This is a genomic window from Marinobacter sp. NFXS9, assembly GCF_040148665.1.
In the GTDB taxonomy this organism is placed as follows: Bacteria; Pseudomonadota; Gammaproteobacteria; order Pseudomonadales; family Oleiphilaceae; genus Marinobacter_A; species Marinobacter_A mangrovi.
Genome location: NZ_JAGDDW010000002.1, coordinates 13,672 through 30,688, shown reverse-complemented (window position 1 = coordinate 30,688; position 17,017 = coordinate 13,672). Strand labels below are relative to the sequence as shown.

General features: G+C 61.9%; 16 protein-coding genes. 7 read left to right on the top strand and 9 right to left on the bottom strand.

Annotated elements, in window-relative coordinates; all coding sequences use genetic code 11:
- The first annotated feature begins 43 nt into the window (after positions 1-43).
- A complete protein-coding gene (locus tag J3364_RS03720; protein WP_349556859.1) occupies positions 44-1,345 on the top strand; it encodes a methyl-accepting chemotaxis protein in 1,302 nt (433 codons plus the stop codon).
- Here J3364_RS03720 and J3364_RS03715 read toward each other — a convergent pair whose 3' ends face one another.
- The 4 genes from J3364_RS03715 to J3364_RS03700 form a co-directional block, all read right to left on the bottom strand.
- Positions 1,346-1,903: a peroxiredoxin gene (locus J3364_RS03715; RefSeq protein WP_349556857.1), complete on the bottom strand. Its 558-nt coding sequence runs from the start codon at positions 1,901-1,903 to the stop codon at positions 1,346-1,348.
- Positions 1,904-2,002: 99 nt separating this feature from the next.
- Positions 2,003-4,342 (bottom strand): glucose/quinate/shikimate family membrane-bound PQQ-dependent dehydrogenase, encoded by a 2,340-nt coding sequence (locus J3364_RS03710; RefSeq protein WP_349556855.1) that lies wholly within the window; start codon positions 4,340-4,342, stop codon positions 2,003-2,005.
- Positions 4,343-4,690: 348 nt separating this feature from the next.
- Positions 4,691-5,866, bottom strand: a complete 1,176-nt coding sequence (locus tag J3364_RS03705; protein WP_349556853.1) for a GGDEF domain-containing protein — start codon at positions 5,864-5,866, stop codon at positions 4,691-4,693.
- Between the two features lie 171 nt (positions 5,867-6,037).
- Positions 6,038-6,439 carry a VOC family protein gene (locus tag J3364_RS03700; RefSeq protein ID WP_349556851.1) on the bottom strand — a complete coding sequence of 134 codons (402 nt, stop codon included), beginning with the start codon at positions 6,437-6,439 and terminating at the stop codon, positions 6,038-6,040.
- 396 nt (positions 6,440-6,835) lie between these two features.
- Between J3364_RS03700 and J3364_RS03695 the strand changes: the two genes are divergently transcribed.
- The 3 genes from J3364_RS03695 to J3364_RS03685 all read left to right on the top strand — a co-directional run bounded on the left by J3364_RS03695 (position 6,836) and on the right by J3364_RS03685 (position 10,101).
- Positions 6,836-8,515: a carbon starvation CstA family protein gene (locus tag J3364_RS03695; RefSeq protein WP_349556849.1), complete on the top strand. Its 1,680-nt coding sequence runs from the start codon at positions 6,836-6,838 to the stop codon at positions 8,513-8,515.
- A gap of 286 nt (positions 8,516-8,801) precedes the next feature.
- Positions 8,802-9,080, top strand: a complete 279-nt coding sequence (locus J3364_RS03690) for a cory-CC-star protein (protein WP_190294854.1) — start codon at positions 8,802-8,804, stop codon at positions 9,078-9,080.
- 7 nt (positions 9,081-9,087) lie between these two features.
- Positions 9,088-10,101: an ArsA family ATPase gene (locus J3364_RS03685; RefSeq protein ID WP_349556847.1), complete on the top strand. Its 1,014-nt coding sequence runs from the start codon at positions 9,088-9,090 to the stop codon at positions 10,099-10,101.
- A gap of 52 nt (positions 10,102-10,153) precedes the next feature.
- Here J3364_RS03685 and J3364_RS03680 read toward each other — a convergent pair whose 3' ends face one another.
- Positions 10,154-11,107: a DMT family transporter gene (locus J3364_RS03680; RefSeq protein WP_349556845.1), complete on the bottom strand. Its 954-nt coding sequence runs from the start codon at positions 11,105-11,107 to the stop codon at positions 10,154-10,156.
- A 135-nt stretch (positions 11,108-11,242) separates the two neighbouring features.
- On the opposite strand from J3364_RS03680, the gene J3364_RS03675 reads away from it, so the two are divergent.
- Positions 11,243-12,136, top strand: coding sequence for a LysR family transcriptional regulator (locus J3364_RS03675; protein ID WP_349556843.1), 894 nt, complete (start codon positions 11,243-11,245; stop codon positions 12,134-12,136).
- Here the strand turns inward: J3364_RS03675 and J3364_RS03670 are convergent.
- Positions 12,124-13,044, bottom strand: coding sequence for a LysR family transcriptional regulator (locus J3364_RS03670; RefSeq protein WP_349556841.1), 921 nt, complete (start codon positions 13,042-13,044; stop codon positions 12,124-12,126). The two genes, J3364_RS03675 and J3364_RS03670, sit on opposite strands and share 13 nt — an antisense overlap.
- A gap of 116 nt (positions 13,045-13,160) precedes the next feature.
- On the opposite strand from J3364_RS03670, the gene J3364_RS03665 reads away from it, so the two are divergent.
- Positions 13,161-13,805: a glutathione S-transferase family protein gene (locus J3364_RS03665; RefSeq protein ID WP_349556840.1), complete on the top strand. Its 645-nt coding sequence runs from the start codon at positions 13,161-13,163 to the stop codon at positions 13,803-13,805.
- A gap of 13 nt (positions 13,806-13,818) precedes the next feature.
- A complete protein-coding gene (locus J3364_RS03660) occupies positions 13,819-14,784 on the top strand; it encodes a pyridoxamine 5'-phosphate oxidase family protein (RefSeq protein ID WP_349556838.1) in 966 nt (321 codons plus the stop codon).
- Here J3364_RS03660 and J3364_RS03655 read toward each other — a convergent pair.
- Genes J3364_RS03655 through J3364_RS03645 form a run of 3 tightly spaced genes read right to left on the bottom strand, consistent with a single transcriptional unit; the run spans position 14,757 to position 16,871 of the window.
- A complete protein-coding gene (locus tag J3364_RS03655) occupies positions 14,757-15,110 on the bottom strand; it encodes a DUF488 domain-containing protein (RefSeq protein ID WP_349556837.1) in 354 nt (117 codons plus the stop codon). The genes J3364_RS03660 and J3364_RS03655 overlap by 28 nt on opposite strands.
- A gap of 14 nt (positions 15,111-15,124) precedes the next feature.
- Entirely contained in the window at positions 15,125-16,192 is a 1,068-nt protein-coding gene (locus J3364_RS03650; protein ID WP_349556836.1) for a Gfo/Idh/MocA family protein, read from the bottom strand.
- A 40-nt stretch (positions 16,193-16,232) separates the two neighbouring features.
- Positions 16,233-16,871, bottom strand: coding sequence for an SDR family oxidoreductase (locus tag J3364_RS03645; RefSeq protein ID WP_349556834.1), 639 nt, complete (start codon positions 16,869-16,871; stop codon positions 16,233-16,235).
- Between the last annotated feature and the right edge of the window lie 146 nt (positions 16,872-17,017).

The window sequence follows — 17,017 nt, the reverse complement described above, 5'->3', positions numbered from 1 at the left end:
GTCTCTGCAATGGGATTCTGAAACCCGTGGAGGGACTCGCGCCATGTTTGGCATCAAGGTTCTCGATAAAAAGGAAAGCGAGAAAATCAAAGAACGTCTGGATTGGCAGGAACGTTATATCCAGGCGATCAAGGACAGCAACGCCGTCATCGAATTCACCCCGGACGGCATCATCGTGGACGTTAACGACCGCTTTCTCGATGTCGTCGGCTACAGCCGTGAAGAGGTTGTCGGCCGGCATCACTCCATGTTTTGTGACAAGGAATACGTCCAAAGCCAGGCCTATCGGCAGTTCTGGGATGCGCTGCGCAAAGGCGAGGCCCAGAGCGGTGAATTCCGTCGCATCGGCAAATCCGGTGACAAGGTCTGGTTGCACGCCAACTACTTTCCGGTGACCCAGAATGGCGAAACCATCCGGGTCGTGAAGTTTGCGGCGGATATCAGCAAAACCGCGAACAAGCGCCACGAAGACAGCGCCGTGTTCAGTGCGTTGAATCGCTCGCTGGCCGTCATCGAGTTTTCGCCGGACGGGCGTGTCCTCTGTGCGAACGACTACTTTCTTTCCGCCACCGGCTATTCCCTGGCCGAAATCAAAGGCCAGCATCACCGGATGTTCTGCTATGAGGATTTCTACCGGGAAAACCCGGATTTCTGGAAGCAACTGGCGGCCGGTCGATTCCGCAGTGGCCAGTTCCTGCGAAAGCACCGCAGTGGCCGGGATATCTGGCTTGAAGCCACATACAACCCGGTGGAAGACGTGGACGGCAAGGTCATCAAGGTGATCAAGTTCGCGACAGACATCACCGACAAGGTCGCGCAGACCGAATCCCTCAAGGAAATCGCCAAGGCGGTCACCGAAGCGGCCGAGTTGACCATTGGACGCGCGGATTCCGGATCCGAAATCCTGCAAGCGGCCGTCCAGGCCACAGGACAGATTTCGACCGCGGTCAGCGAATCCTCATCGCTGGCCCAGCAACTGATGGCCCAATCCCGGAACATTACCGATATCGTCAGCACGATCAGCGGCATTGCGGAACAGACCAACCTGCTGGCGCTGAACGCCGCCATCGAAGCCGCCCGGGCCGGCGAACAGGGTCGCGGTTTCGCGGTGGTGGCCGACGAAGTGCGCCAACTGGCCGCCCGGGCTCAGCAATCCACGGTCCAGATCAGCGGCCTGGTGGAAACCAACCACAAACTGGTGCAACAGATGACCAGCCAGATGGACGCCGCCAACGATCACGCCCAAACCGGCGCCGAACGTGTCCAGGAAGCCTCTGGAGCTTTCGACGACGTCCGGGACAGTGCCACGTCGTTGTCGCGGATTATCAATGAAGGGAATCGGTAGCTACCGATTCCCTTCAAGCCAGGAGCATACCTCAGCCGCGTGATCCGCCGGTGGGAACACCGGATAGAACACCTTGGTGATTTTGCCCTTTTCGATGATCAGGGTCAGGCGTTTGATCAATACGTTGCCCTGGAATTCGAATGTGGGTAGCCGCAGGGCTTGCGCCAGTTTCAGGTCGCTGTCGCTGAGGAGTTCAAAGCCCAGTTTCAGGCGATCCGTGGCTTCCTTTTGCTCTTCCAGGGATTGCGCGCTGATGCCGAACACCCGCGCACCCAACGCGTGCATTTCCGTCAGGTGATCGCGAAAGCCGCAGGCTTCCGGAGTGCAGCCCTTGGCGCCCGGGATATCCGCCCACTCCGGCGCCGTGGGCTGGGCCGGGTTGCCGATGCGCGGGTAGAAATAGGCGACGAGGGTGCCTGTCTGGGCTGACAGATCCACAGTCTCCCCGGAGACACCCGGCAAGGCTACCGATGGCAACGCCTTGCCCCGTAAATGATCGCAGGCGCCGTCGTCCTGCGGCACGGGCAGCGTTTCTTCTGTGTTGTCTTTTGTACTCATCACCCACTCCCATTCCAAATAACGAAAAACCCGGCACGAAGCCGGGTTTCTCTGGCTCATGAGCGGTCCCGATCGGGATCCGCTCATTTTACGGTATACCTACTTTTTCAGCTTATAGGCAACCACATAGTCACCGATGGTCGTGCCGATGGAGCCGTGACCGCCGGCCACCTGGACCACCATCTGCTCGCCCTTGCTGTTGAGGTAGGTCATCGGCGTGGCCTGGCCGCCGGCCGGCAGGCGGGCCCGCCAGATTTCCTTGCCGGTGGCGAGATCGTAGCCGCGGATAAAGTTATCCACGGACGCCGCCATGAAGACCACACCGCCATCGGTAATCACCGGACCACCAATGCCGGGCATGCCCATCGGGATCGGCAGGTGCAGCGGGGTCATGTCATAGATCGTACCGTTCTTGTGCTTCCAGGTGATTTTCCCAGTCTGCAGGTCGGTACCGGCCACGTAGCCCCAGGGCGGCTGCTGGCAGGGCACGCCCAACGGCGACAGAAACGGCTTCATGTTCACCGCATAAGGGGCGCCGGCGTTTTCGTTCAGGCCCGCTTCGCCCTTGTTGGCGTTGCTCAAGTCCGCATTCTCCTTGGGCACCAGCGTTGAGGTGAACGCCAGGTAGAGCGGCATGCCGAACATGACCTGACGCTTGGGATCGACCGCAATGCTGCCCCAGTTGAAGACGCCGAAGTTGCCCGGGAACACGATGGTGCCCTGCTCGGACGGCGGTGTGTACTGGCCTTCGTAGCGGAGTGACTTGAAGTCGATACGGCAGATCATCTGGTCGATCGGCGTCGCCCCCCACATGTCCGCTTCGGTCAGCGTCGGCGGACGGAAAGTCAGTCCGGATATCGGCTGCGTGGGCGAGGCATGATCGCCTTCGATGGTCCCTTGCGGAGCCTCCTGTTCGGAGATCGGCACGATGGGCTCGCCGGTCTTGCGGTTCAGGACGTAGACATCTCCCTGCTTGGTCGGAACCACCAGCGCCGGTTGCACGCCGTCGTCCGTTTTCAGGTCAAGCAGCGCAGGCTGGGCCGGCGTGTCCATGTCCCACAGATCGTGATGGACGAACTGCTGCACCCAGGCCACCTTGCCGGTTTCCAGGCTCAGAGCCACCACGGAAGCCGCATACTTCTCTTCCTCCGGCGTGCGGTACATGCCCAACTGGTCCGGCGTCCGGTTGCCGATCGGGAAGTAGATCAGCCCCAGATCTTCGTCGGCACTGGCTACGGACCAGCTGTTGGGCGAGCTCGTAGTGTAGGTTTCGCCTTCGCCGATCGGCGCGGTGTCGTCCGGGTTGCCGGAGTCCCAGTTCCACTTCAGCTCACCGGTTTTCACGCCGTAGGCGCGAATGACACCGGACGGTGAATTCACCGCGTAGTTATCGTTCACCGAACCGGCCACGACAACAACCCCATTGGCCACGACAGGCGGCGAGGTGGAGTAGTAGAAGCCATCCTGCTTGTACGGCATGTTGTGCATCAGATCGAGCACGCCGTCATCCGCGAAATTGCTGCAGCGTGCGCCAGTGGCCGGATCGAGGGCCAGCAGGCGGGCGTCGGAAGTCGGCAGGAAAAGCTCCGCGTCGCACTGCATGCTTTTGAAGCTCTCAGCCGGCTCGCTGGAGACTTTCACATCGATGGCATCCGGATCGCCGCTAGCCGGCGGCAGGTAGGACACGCCCCGGCAGGTCTGATGCTGGCGCATACTTTCCGGCGGCACCTTGGCGTCATAGACCCACTGCTTCTCGCCGGTATCGGCGTTCAGGGCGACCAGCCAGTTGTGGGGCGTGCAGATATAGAGGGTGTTGCCGACTTTCAGCGGGGTTGCCTCATAGGTGGTCTCGCCCACGTCCTGGGGACCTTTGATATCCCCCGTTTCGTACTGCCAGGCCTGTTCCAGGTTCTTCACGTTATCCGGCGTGATCTGGCCCAGCGGTGAGAAGCGCTGCCCCATGTTGCTGCGGCCATAGGCGTGCCAGCTTCCGTCCGGGGTCTTGCCGATGTTGGCGTCCTTCATCACCACGTCGGTGTTCAGGTTGCCATCGATACGATGCTGGTCCACCGCCATGCTGGAGACGGTAATCAGGCCAACAATGACCCAGACCGGCATTAAGACCATGACACCGCTTTTGCCATCCCCGCGGGCGGGAAACAGCAGCGGAATGGCCAGAACCAGGAACAGCCCCAGACGCGTGGCCAGCGGCCACCAGTCGTAACCGGACTCCCAAAGCGCCCAGACGGCGGTGACAATCAGGAAAATGGCATAGAGGACCTGGGCCTGGCGGCGACGCTTGCGCGTCATCAGGCCCACGACGAGCAGGACAATCCCGGCCAGTGCGTAATACCAGCTCCCGCCCAGCGTAATCAGCCAGACGCCGCCGCCCAACAGCACCAGGCCGAGCAGCAGGAAGATGAGCGACAATATGATCATTCGTTCAGTCCCTTGTGATGAGGATATTCACTTTTAGCGTAGGCGTATGGCAGCAAAATTAAAGGATTTTCCCGGAGAATCCGGTTCTTTCCCGCTTGTTGGAGCCATCGAACGTTAAAAGCATGCGAGAGAAACCGGCGTGTTGCCGGTCGACTGGTGGTCTGAACACCCACCAGAGGTGGCACAGGAAGGATACGGCAGGACGGACAATCTAGCCGATCTGTTAGTGTGCTAACAAAATTATCCCCGATTAAAGGAATGTCATGCCATAGCGACCACTACGGATTGCGCACTCACAGGTCAACCGGCGGTAGCAAATGGACCCAGGAAGAGAAAAAAGACAGGCGCTCAGGCCTCCAACGCGCGGGTCATCGCAAAAAACACGGTATTCCGACCCTGGCCCTTGGCGGAATAGAGGGCAGAATCCGCCTGCATCAGCATATCGTTGAACGACGTATGACGTTCCTCCCGGTGCACGCCACCAATACTGGCCGACAGGTTAACAGGCTCATCGGCAATTACCCGACCTCGCTGGAAAACCCGTTCCCGGAGGCGTTCGGAGATACAACGGGCCTGCTCCTCCGTGGTCCCGGGCAGGGCCACCGCGAATTCCTCGCCACCAATACGGCCGACAATGTCGTCTTCCCGGAGCTCCTCGCGAAGGAGACGGGCCATAAACCGGAGAACGTCATCGCCCACGCCATGTCCCCAGCGATCGTTGATTTGCTTGAAATGGTCCAGATCGATCATGAGCACCGTAAACGGCGCTCCGGCCTGCACGGCGTCACGGAAAGCGTGAGTGCCCCGGGAATAGAATGCCCTTCGATTGCAAAGTCCGGTCAGGGCATCGCTTTCAGCCAGGATGCGCAGTTGGTGCTCAGAGCGGAAGAAAGCCAGTAGCGGGAAGGTCAATGCCGTGCAATTCGCCAGCAGGATGTGGCTGACCAGGATGGCTTCCAGAACCGGTGAATTGGCCAGGGGCATGCGATGCCACCAGGCATGAAATACCGTCACGACCTCCACCGCCATCAGAGCGCCGTGGGTCAGGAAGAAAAGCTGGAGCGCCCGGACAGGCAACGCACTGGCCGGTTGGATACGGCGAGTCAGACGAAAAGCCGCGATGAAAATCACCGCGGTATAGGCGGCCGTCATCAGCCTGGGAATCTGGGGGCTGTCCCGATAAATCGCGAGCAACGGGACGAAGACCAGCAAGCCGAAAAACAGGCTTCGAAGGGATCGCGAGGCCGCCCGCCCCTCGACAAACTGCAGCATGCCGCACAGCACAAACAGCGGCCCCAGAACCAGCAACGTATAGGCGATCACGACGGTCAGCCACGACCAGGGAAGGAACGCGACAGCGCCAGCCGCCAGACAGCCTGCGGCAAACACCAGGCACGACAGGCTCCAGAAGCAGAAACACAACTGCTCCCGGCGCAGCCTGTAAAGGGCCCCCATAAACACACCAATCAGGACATTGATGCCCACGGTGAGGACCAGTAGCGTCGTCAAATCCAGTTTGATCACCGGCTCATTGTCACCCACTTAAACAAGCGTTCAATGTAGCCTAACACTACGTGCGAACAATGCATTTTTGATTTTGTGTGCAACGGGTAAGGGAATGTTTCCGGGCCTGTTCGCCTTTTTCAGGAACAGAAGCTCGTGCTTCTGTTCCTGACTGTCCCTGTCACCTTCGGCTCAATTCGGCATTGCCATGGGCAACGGCTGCAGCATGCTGACCCGATTGCCTTCCGTATCCCGGAACGAGACGTAGGCGCCGACGCCGGGAATCGTCATCGGCTCACCCAGCACCTCGCCGCCGGCCTGCCGGACCTTATCGGCGGCCCGTTGGATATCAGACACCGCAATCACCACCGACGGATACTGGTCCGGCCGATCCGGGCAACGCGGGAAGAAGCCGCCATTGATGCGTCCCGGTTCCTTCGGCCCGCAGTGGTCAGTTTCCGCCGTAGTGGCCAGCGTGTAGTTGCCCATCTCCTCACCGAGCATTTCCGTCTGCCAGCCAAAGGCCGCGGCATAGAAATCGGCCATCCGCCGCCGATCGTCATAGGGCATTTCAAAGTGAACAACAGGGTCCATCGTCGTGTCCTCCCATTTTGACCCAGGAAAACCACTGGCCTCATCGGTCAGCGGTTTCTCTCTGGTCGAATGGCCACGCGACCAATCGACAGGGCCTCACACTTGATCCGGGTCAATGTCGCCTGTTTATGCAAACCGCTGACTTTATAAAGATTTTCAGATTGGTAGCCGATGACAGCCTCCCGCCATGCGTTAGCCTTTAGGCGAATAGGCCTTGCATTAGAGGCCGGTGCATTCGACGATTGGCCTCTTTCCGGGTTACCCGTAACAGCCTCTCTAGTTAACTGATTTACTGAACTATTTCTCCGGCAATGTTGATCCGGAATACTGGCACTGAGTCGTCCTCAACCGGCGGCTGCCCCAAATCATCCAAACAACGAATATCAGGAACCAACGATGAGCGCGATATTGCTACTTGTCCTGGGTCTGGGTGGAATGGCTTTGGGCTATTTCCTCTACTCCCGCTTTATTGCCAAAGTGATCTACAAGGTTGATGAGAACTTCCGGACGCCGGCCAATGAATACGAGGACGGCGTGGACTTTGTGCCCACCAACAAGTTTGTCCTGTGGGGCCACCATTTCACCTCCGTGGCCGGTGCCGCCCCGATCGTCGGGCCGGCTATTGCCGTCATCTGGGGCTGGTTGCCTGCCTTCCTCTGGGTCACCATCGGTACCGTCTTCTTCGCCGGTGTCCATGACTTCGGGGCCATCTGGGCCAGTGTGCGCAACAAGGCCAAATCCGTCGGTACCCTGACCGGCGAAGTGGTCGGCAAACGCGCCCGGTCGGTCTTCACGATCGTGATCTTCCTGGTTCTGCTGATGGTCAACGCTGTGTTCGGCGTAGTCATCGCCAAGCTGCTGATCAACAACCCGGGGTCCGTGGTTCCGGTCTGGGGCGCCATCGCCGTGGCGCTGGTGATCGGGCAGCTGATCTACCGGGCCAAGATGAGCCTGCCGATCGTTTCCATTCTTGGTGTGGCCGCGCTCTACTTCCTGATCTACATCGGCCCGTCCGTGCCGGTCAGCCTGCCCGAGCACATGGTCGGCCTGTCCGACAACGCGGCCTGGATCCTCATCCTGTTCGCCTACGCTGCGGTGGCGTCCCTGCTGCCTGTCTGGGTGCTGCTGCAACCGCGTGACTACATCAATGGGCTGCAGCTGTTCGTCGGACTGATCGCACTCTACGCAGCGGTTCTGATTGCCAGCCCGGAAGTCGTCGCGCCCATGATCAACTTCGGCGCGCCGGAGGGCACGCCCTCAATGATTCCATTACTCTTCGTGACGATCGCCTGTGGCGCCATATCCGGCTTCCATGGCCTGGTGGCCTCGGGCACCACCTCCAAACAGCTGCGCCGTGAGCCGGATGCCCGCTTCGTCGGCTACTTCGGCGCCACTGGCGAAGGCGCGTTGGCCCTGGCGGCCATTATCGCGGCAACGGCCGGGTTCTCCTCGCTGTCCGAATGGCAGTCCGTCTATACGTCCTTTGGTCAGGGCGGCGTACTGGCGTTCGTCAACGGGGGTGCGACCATCCTGAGCCAGGGCACCGGCCTGGATGCCAACGTCGCCAGCACCATGCTGACGGTCATGGCCGCGCTGTTCGCCGGCACCACCATGGACACCGGCCTGCGCCTGCAGCGCTACATTTTCCAGGAATGGGGTGAAATCTATAACGCCAAGTGGATGACCAAACCGGCACCCGCAACGCTGCTGTCTGTCGGCACCTGCCTGCTGCTGGCCTTCGGCGCCGGTGGCGCGGACGGCTCCGGCGGTCTGCTGATCTGGCCACTGTTCGGTACCACCAACCAGCTTTTGGCGGGCCTGACCCTGCTGGTGATCACCGTCATGCTGGTGCGCCGCGGTGCCCCGACCCGCTACACGCTGATCCCGCTGGTCTTCCTGCTGGCCATGACCCTGTTTGCCCTGGTGCTGCAGCTCAAGGGCTTCTACGCCAGCGGCAAGTGGTTCCTGCTGGGCCTGGACGTGGTTGTGCTGGTCGCGGCCATACTGGTTACACTGGAATGCGTAGCTTCCCTGCGCCGCGTCAAACAGGAGCGCGCGCAGACCGAAGCGTCGTGATGCGAACGCCGGCCCTGCCCGGCCAGGAAGCCTTCCAGGGTGCGGCAAAAGCTCCAGAACGTAGGTTGGGCGGACGCAGGAAGCCCAACAATAAGCGGGCACTTGAAGCTCCCGTTATCACGGACGTGGTTGGAGCAGGGGCTCTCAAAAACCGGCCTGGCGACCCATGGGCTGGATGAGATGGGTCGCCGACCCGGCTTGTTGGGCTTCCTGCGTCAGCCCAACCTACGACACCGGCCGTCGATGGTGAGGCTTTTGCAACGCCGCCTGTCCTTCGGAGGACATCATGAAACAGACCCTTTCCCGCCTGAAGTATTGGTACCAGCGCGCCAGCGCCGCCGGTGCCGAGTATTACAACGCGCCCTATCGCGCCGCCATCGCCCGGGCCCAACGGGACGAGGACGACCTGTTCATGCTGCTGGTGTTCGGCGAGATGATGGGCATTCCCAACCCGGCGAGCTGGTACACGCTGGAACTCCAGCCTTTGCTGCTGGAGCGCTTCCACGACTGGCACAAACGCATGGGGATGGAGCGTTCCCCGCTGGACAACATGCGCTGTTGCTGAGGCACACATGCTGAATATTTCCGAACTGATTGCCGGCAAACGGCTGCTGATGGTGGGCGGCAAAGGCGGCGTCGGCAAGACGACGGTATCGGCTGCCATTGCGATCGCCGCAGCCGATGCGGGCCGTCGGGTACTGCTGGTGTCCACCGACCCGGCCCACAGTCTGGCCGACGCCTTCAATCGCCCGATCGGTGACCAACCCACCCGGCTCTGGCCCAACCTCACCGCGCTGGAGCTGGATCCGGACACCGAAGTGGACGCCTACCTGGAGCGCGTCTTCAGCCAGATGCGTCGCTACGTCGGCCCGGACCAGGTGAACGAACTCCAGCGCCAGCTGCGTCTGAGCAGCCAGTCCCCCGGCGCCCAGGAAGCGGCCCTGCTGGAACGCATGTCACGGCTGATCGAGGACAGCGAATCAGAATACGATCTGTTGATTTTCGACACCGCCCCGACCGGTCATACCTTGCGACTGTTGAGCCTGCCGGAAGTCATGGCCGCCTGGACCGACGGCCTGCTCAAACACAACAAGCGCTCGGAAAAACTGGGCAAGGCGCTCGCGCACCTGACGCCGGGACGCAGTGTCGACAACCCCCTGAAGGATCCCACCGACAACGCGACCGAAGGCATGGATCCACGCAGCCGCGAGCTGACCGAGACCCTGCTGGCCCGCCAGCGACTGTTCCAGCGCACCCGGCGTCAGCTGACGGATGCCAAGCAGACCGCCTTTCTGTTTGTGCTGACCCCGGAACGACTGCCGATCCTGGAGACCGAACGGGCGGTCGCCTCCCTGCGTGACGCCGACGTGCCGGTTGCCGGAGCGATCATCAACCGGCTGCTACCGGAGGTGGACGACACATCCTTCTGGGCCACCCGGCGGGAACGCCAGCAGCGCCACCTGGAAGACATCGACCAACGCCTGGGACAACTGGCCCAGCTGCGCATTCCCCTGTTCGAGGATGACATCGAGGGGCTTGAGGCACTTCAGGTGCTGGCCCTACACCTCACCCGCACCTCAATATGAAAAATGCCCCGGGCCGATGAACCCGGGGCGTTTTCGTCTCGGCAAGCCGTGATTAATTCCCGTTGCAGGCTCCAGCCATTGCCGGCATTTGCCGGGCCGCCATCCGCGACCGCCAGCGCAGGAAGAGGTTGTTCGCGATCAGCGCACTGATCACCAGGGCCGCGCCCAGCACTTCATGTAGGCCGAACGCCTTGCCCTGCGCGATCCCGATGGTAAACGCCGTGACCGGGACGAAATTGATAAACAGCACCCCGTTGACCGGTCCCACCATGCGGATCCCCGTGTTCCAGCTCAGCACCGCCACCAGGCCACCCATAACGATCAGATAGGCGAAAGTGGTGTGCAGGTCGACCACCTCGCTCCAGGTCGGTACCTGGATGGAACCCGCTTCCGTCAACCCCAGTGCGATGGCCGCCAGCGTGATCGAGCCCAGGGCGCAGGTCAGCGCGGTATAACGCACCGGTGACCACTGCGGAAACAGACCGCCCCCCATCGTGTAGCTCACCCAACAGGTGGCACCGGCCAGGAACAAGAGATCCCACTGGGCTTCGCCGCCGCCGAACGCCTTGGACGGATCGCCACCGGTGATCACGAGGAACACGCCGCTAAAGGCCAGCACGACCATGGCAAGGGTAAACGGCGCCGGGCGCTCGCCCTTCAGGCCCCAGGAAAGCAACACCGTAATCATCGGCATCAGCGCCATGATCACCGCACCGTGCTCCGGCTCGGCATGCTCAAGTCCGGTAAACGCCAGCAGGTTGAAGCCGGCAAAGCCCAGCGATCCCAACAGGAACAGCTTGAGCAGATGCCCTTCCGTACGCCAGGACCGGGGGCCCTCAACCAGCCCGACGATCAACAGCAGGATCACCGCGACGCTCGCGTAGCGGATCAGCGTCATATAGAAAGGATCCATGACGGCCAGCGCCGGTTTGGCCACCGGGAACATGCCGCCCCAGGACATGGCGGCGGTCAGCAATAGGCCGACAGCCAGGATTGATCGTTGCATCAGTGCTCCCCCTTTGAATCTGTGGCCACCGACTCAGTGGCCACCGTGAACCGCGAAGAAGCACGATAACCCTTTCGTGATTAAAGATAATCGGGCTAAATAGAAAACCATTATTTCTAAAAAGAGCCTAATGACATGTCGATGCACAGCCTGGAAAACATGGCGGTGTTCGCCGCGGTTGTGGAACAGGGCAGCTTTTCCGCCGCGGCGGATTGGCTGGGCCTGTCCACCCCGGTGGTCAGCAAGCGGGTCTCGGCGCTGGAGAAAGAGCTGGCTGCCCGCCTGCTGCATCGCACCACCCGCAAACTGAGCCTGACCGAGGCCGGCTCGGTGTTCTACCGGCATTGCGCCCGGATCGTTTCGGAAGCCCGCGAGGCCGGTGACGCGGTGGCCCACCTGAACGCGGCGCCACGCGGCTTACTGCGGGTCACCGCACCGATCAATTTCGGCACCTATCAACTGGCGGATGCCCTGCCCGGGTTCCTGGCGCGCTATCCGGAAATCGAAGTGGAGATGGAGATGAGCGACCGCCAGGCCGACCTGGCCGCCGAGGGCTTCGACCTGGCCATCCGGCTGACCAGCCAACCGCCAGCCAACCTGGCCGCCCGTCACCTGACCGCGTCCCGCCGCACCGCCTGCGCTTCGCCCGAATACTGGGCGCGGCACGGCAAGCCAGTCGTGCCCAGCGACCTGACCCACCACAACTGCATCATCTACAGCCCCAACCCCAACTTTAACCGCTGGTACTTCAACGGACCGGGCGGGCTGGAGACCATTTCTGTCAACGGCAATTTCCGGGTCAACAACACCCAGGCGATGGTGGCTGCGGCCCTGGGCGGAGTGGGCGTGCTGATGCTGACGTCCTTCACCGTCGACCGGTATATCCGGACCGGAGCACTCGAACCGGTCCTGACGGACTACACCTCCCCCGAGACCGATGTCTACGCCCTGTACCTGCCAACGCGGCACCTGTCGACCAAGGCACGGGTGTTCATCGATTTCCTGGTGGAGCGGTATCAGGGCGCCTGAGACCGGCCAAGCTCCCGATGATCCAGGCCGGCGGACGTCAGGGCCTCGCGGATCCAGTCGACGAACAGACGGGTGCGCACCGGCAGGCGCCGGGCATGGGGATACACCACACTGACGGGTCTCGGCGGCTGCTCAAAATCAGTCAGGAGAATGCGCAGGCGCCCCTCCCGAACGTGATGGGCCACCTGATAGGACAGGAACATGCCAAAGCCGAGTCCCGACAGGCAGGCCTCGATGGCCGGGGCAATCTGGTTGCAGTCGAAATTGCCCGTCACAGGCACCGTGAAAACGTGCTCGCCTTCGCGGAAAGTCCAGGGCGTCCAGCGGCTGAGCACATGAACCGCATTGCCCCGCAGCAGATCCCGCGGATGCGACGGGATGCCCTGCATCTCCAGAAAGGCGGGCGCGGCCACCACCACGCGTCGAACCTCACCAACGCGATGGGCGATCAGCGTCGAGTCGGGCAAATGACCGATGCGCACCCCCACATCCACCTGATCTTCCAGCAGATCGATGTTGCGATCATTCAGTGACAACTGGCATCGCACCTGATCGTAGCGCTGCAAAAAGCCGGTCACAGCCGGCGCCACGTAATACTGGCCAAACAGAACCGGAGCCGTGACCCGCAACTGCCCGCTGGGCGTCGCCTGTTCCGCGGCCAGCGACGACTCCGCCTCGTCGATGCTGGACAGGATGGCCTGGCAATGCTCGAGGTAGTGCCCACCCTCGCGTGTCAGCGAAATCTTCCGGGTGGTGCGATTGAACAGTCGCACGCCCAGCTCACCCTCCAGCTCCGCCAGCCGCCGAACCACCGACGGCAGCGAGCTGCCCAGACGGCGGGCCGCTCCGGTGAGGCTGCCTGCCCGGGCGATTTCCACAAAGGTGTGCATGGCTTTGAGCTTGTCCATAAGCGCAGATTATTCCATTTCCCGGAGTAGTTAAATCAACTTACCGGCATTTATTGCGCTTCACGAAAAACCAATACTGAGCGTGCTTTGTCACCCATTCGCAAAAGGAGCCCATCATGCCTGCCCCCGACCAGCCCATACGTTTCCATCAACATCCGCTGTCCGGACACTGCCACCGGGTCGCCCTGTTCCTTAACCTGCTGGACCTGCCCTATGACACCGTCGAAGTAGACCTGCTGAAGGGCGAGCAGAAGGCCGAGCCGTTCCTGGCACTCAATCCCTTTGCCCAGGTTCCGGTGATTGAGGATGGCAGCGTCGTACTGCCGGATTCCAACGCCATCCTGGTTTACCTGGCCAAGCGCTACGACACCGAAGGCTGGCTGCCGGAAGCGCCGGAAGCAGCTGCCCGGGTGCAACGCTGGCTGTCCGTGGCCGCCGGCCAGTTGGTCAATGGGCCCGCGATCGCCCGGATCAGCAACGTTTTTGGTCGAAAGGTGGATCTCGATCAGTGTGCTGCCATCGCCAATCGGTTGTTCACCCTCATGGAGAGCGAGCTAACCGAAAGTGAGTGGCTGGCAGGAGACCGCCCAACCCTGGCCGATGTGGCCCTTTACAGCTACACCGCCCATGCGCCGGAAGGCGGGATTTCACTGGAACCTTACCCGCATATCCGGGCCTGGCTTGGGCGGATCGAGGCGTTACCCGGTTTCATTCCCATGCCGCGCACGGCGGTCGGCCTGCAAGCGGCCGTTTCAGGATAAAAGGAGGCGCGTCATGTCCGATGTCACCCCATCCGCTTTTCATTACGGGGAGCAAACGGCCCAGGAGCGGGTCGGCGTGCGCGACAAGATGGCGCCCATCGGTCAGCGGGTTTTCCGGGATTTCATGCCGGATCAACACCGTGAGCTGTTTACCCGCCTGCCCTATCTGGTCGCCGGTACGCTGGATGATCGCGGCCAGCCCTGGGCCAGCCTGCTGTTCGGCGGCCCGGGATTCATCACCTCGCCAGACGCTCGCCACTTGCGCGTCAATGCCCGACCACCAAGCGGCGACCCGCTCGCTAATGGCCTGATCACCGACGCCCCCGTCGGCCTGCTCGGCATTGAGCTGGAAACCCGCCGGCGCAACCGGGCCAACGGACGCCTCTCAACGTTGGACGACAAGGGCTTCAGCGTGATCATCGAGCAGAGCTTCGGGAACTGCCCGAAATACATCCAGGCACGAAGGCCTGATCCGGCATCGCCGCGACCGTCCAGCCTGAGTGCGCCGCATCGCCGTCAGGCTTCCGCTCTGGATGAGACGACTGCAGCCATCGTTCGTCGGGCCGATACGCTGTTTATCGCCTCGGCCCATCCGGCCTCTGCCGGCCCCCAGGCCGCGAATCAGGGCGTGGATGTGTCCCATCGCGGTGGGCCGCCCGGCTTCGTTCACGTGGCGGATAACGGCCAGCGCCTGATCCTGCCGGACTACGTGGGCAACTTTTTCTTCAATACACTGGGCAACCTGCTGCTGAATCCCCGGGCCGGGCTGGTCTTCCCCGATTTCGAAACCGGCGATCAGCTCTTTGTGGCCACCGAAGCCCACGTCGATTGGGCGCCGGTTAACGATGAGCGGTTTCCGGGAGCCCAGCGACTCGTGCAGTTGGCGATCCGCGAGGTCATCCATCTGGAAACGGCCATGCCATGGTCCTGGCACGCACCGGAGCCGTCGCCCTATTTGCCGAGCATGCCCAGATACTGACGCAGGACGACCGCATTATTGTGGTCGGGATTGGCGGCGCTGTAGACAAGGGTCATCGGGTGATGCCGGGCCCGCTGGGCTAACGGGCGCAGGGTTTCCCGGTGGGCTTTGAGTTCGGCCAGGTAGGCCCGCCGGAACGCGGACCAGTCCATGTCGCCGGCGTGATAGGCCTTGCGCAGTGCATTGGATGGCGCGCTGTCCTTGAGCCATTCCTGCACCTGCAGGCGCTCTTTGCTGATGCCCCTGGGCCACAGCCGATCCACCAGAATCCGTTCGCCATCGTCCGGCTCAATCGGGTCGTAGGCGCGTTTCAGGGCTATGGCCATCGGGCACCTCGCATTCAGTCGTGAGCCAGTTCCACCACCCCACCTTCGGCAGACGCGTGCTGGGCGGCGGCGATGATTTCCAGTCCGGCCAGCGCCTCACGCGGATCCACCGGCGGCGCCTCGCCTGCCAAGAAACGCTGACCCACGAGTTCATAGAAGCGGAGGTACTGACCCGGATCGTTGTCGAGGGGCTTTTCCTCGCTGCCGGCCACCAGGCGGGCCTGGCCATCCTCAACCACGTCGCGCCAATCGGGCTGATCCGGACGCGCACCGGCCTTGAGGGCGTTTTCCTGACCGTCCAGGCCGACGCTGCAATAGGCGGCCCGGCTGCCGAGAACGCGGAAACGCACGGCACACTCCGGCGCCACGCTGCTCATCCACAGGTGCGAGCGCATGCCGTTCTCATGGGTCAGTGCGACGAAGGTGTCGTCGTCCACTTCGGCATCCGGGTAGCGGTGTTCCAGCTCCGCGTAGACCGAGCGCACCGGACCGAACAGCATCAGCGCCTGGTCGATCAGGTGCGCCCCAAGATCGTAGAGCACGCCGCCGGCTTCACCGGGCGCACCGGACTGACGCCAGCCGCCCTTGGGTTCCGGCCGCCAGCGTTCAAAGCGGGATTCGAAGCGCCGGATCTCGCCCAGTTCGCCGTCGTCCCGCAACCGCTGAAGGGTGAGGAAATCGCCGTCCCAACGGCGATTCTGGAACACCGTCAGGAACAGGCCCAGGCGCTCCGCCTCCTCAATCAATTCACGGGCATCCTCGGCCGATGCGGCCAGCGGCTTGTCCACCACCACCCCCAGACCCGCGTGCAAGGCTGCCATGGCCAGCGGTTTGTGGGTGCGATTCGGGGATGCCACCACCACCAGATCCAGGGTCTCCGCGGCTTGCCAGAGCTGAGCCGGCGTCGCGTAGAGTGTGGCTTCGGGATACGTCGTCTGCGCTTCGGCGGCGCGCTCCGGATTGGAGGTCACGATGGCAGCCAGCTGCATTCCCTCGGCCGCATCAATCAACGGCGCATGGAAGACGGAGCCGGCCAGACCGTAGCCGATCAGGCCGACTCGGACGTCTCGGGCTTGGGACATCAATCAGGTTCCTTGGTTTGGAAAGCGTTGGAATTCAGTGTCAGACACGAGCCATGGCATCGGAGATGGCCAGGTCGCCGGACAGCACGTCGAAAGTCAGGTTGCCGGTGTTACCCGCCGACAGGACTTCCAGCAGGACGGATGCCACATCCTCACGGGAGATGTCACCTGAGCGGCCCAGTTTGCGACTGATCTCAACCAGCCCGGAGCCCTCACTCAGGGTCAGCGGCCCCGGCCGAACGATGGTGTAGTTCAGGCCACTGTCGCGCAGATGGTCGTCCGCCGCCTTTTTGGCGGCGAGATAGTGCTGCAGTTTCTCAGGGCCCTTCTCGGGCTCATCCACCCGCATGCTGCTGACCATGATGAAACGCTTCACGCCGACGGCCTTGGCGGTATCGATCAGGCGAATCGCCGCATTCTGGTCCACATCAACGGTTTTTTCCGGGCCGGTGTTCGGTCCCGAACCCGCAGTAAAGATCACGGCATCGCAGCCCTGCAACGCCAGGGTGCAGTCGTCTTCAAGATCACCCACGACCGCTTCGGTCGCGCCGAGCTGTTCCATCAGCGGGATCTGTTCCGGATCGCGCACCAGGGCGCGGGCCTCGTGCGGGCTGTTCGCCATCTTGCGGATCAGGTGCTGACCGATTTTCCCATTGGCACCGGCAATCAGAACGCGCATGTTCTCTCTCCCTGTCTTCGATGATCGGATAAACATGATCGGCGACCTTATGGCTTCGCTTCAACCCCGGTCGGTTACAAAGATTTGCATTGTTTGAAAATTGAGTGGCGTCCAGACCTCCGGCTCGAGCGTATGATCAGTTGTTA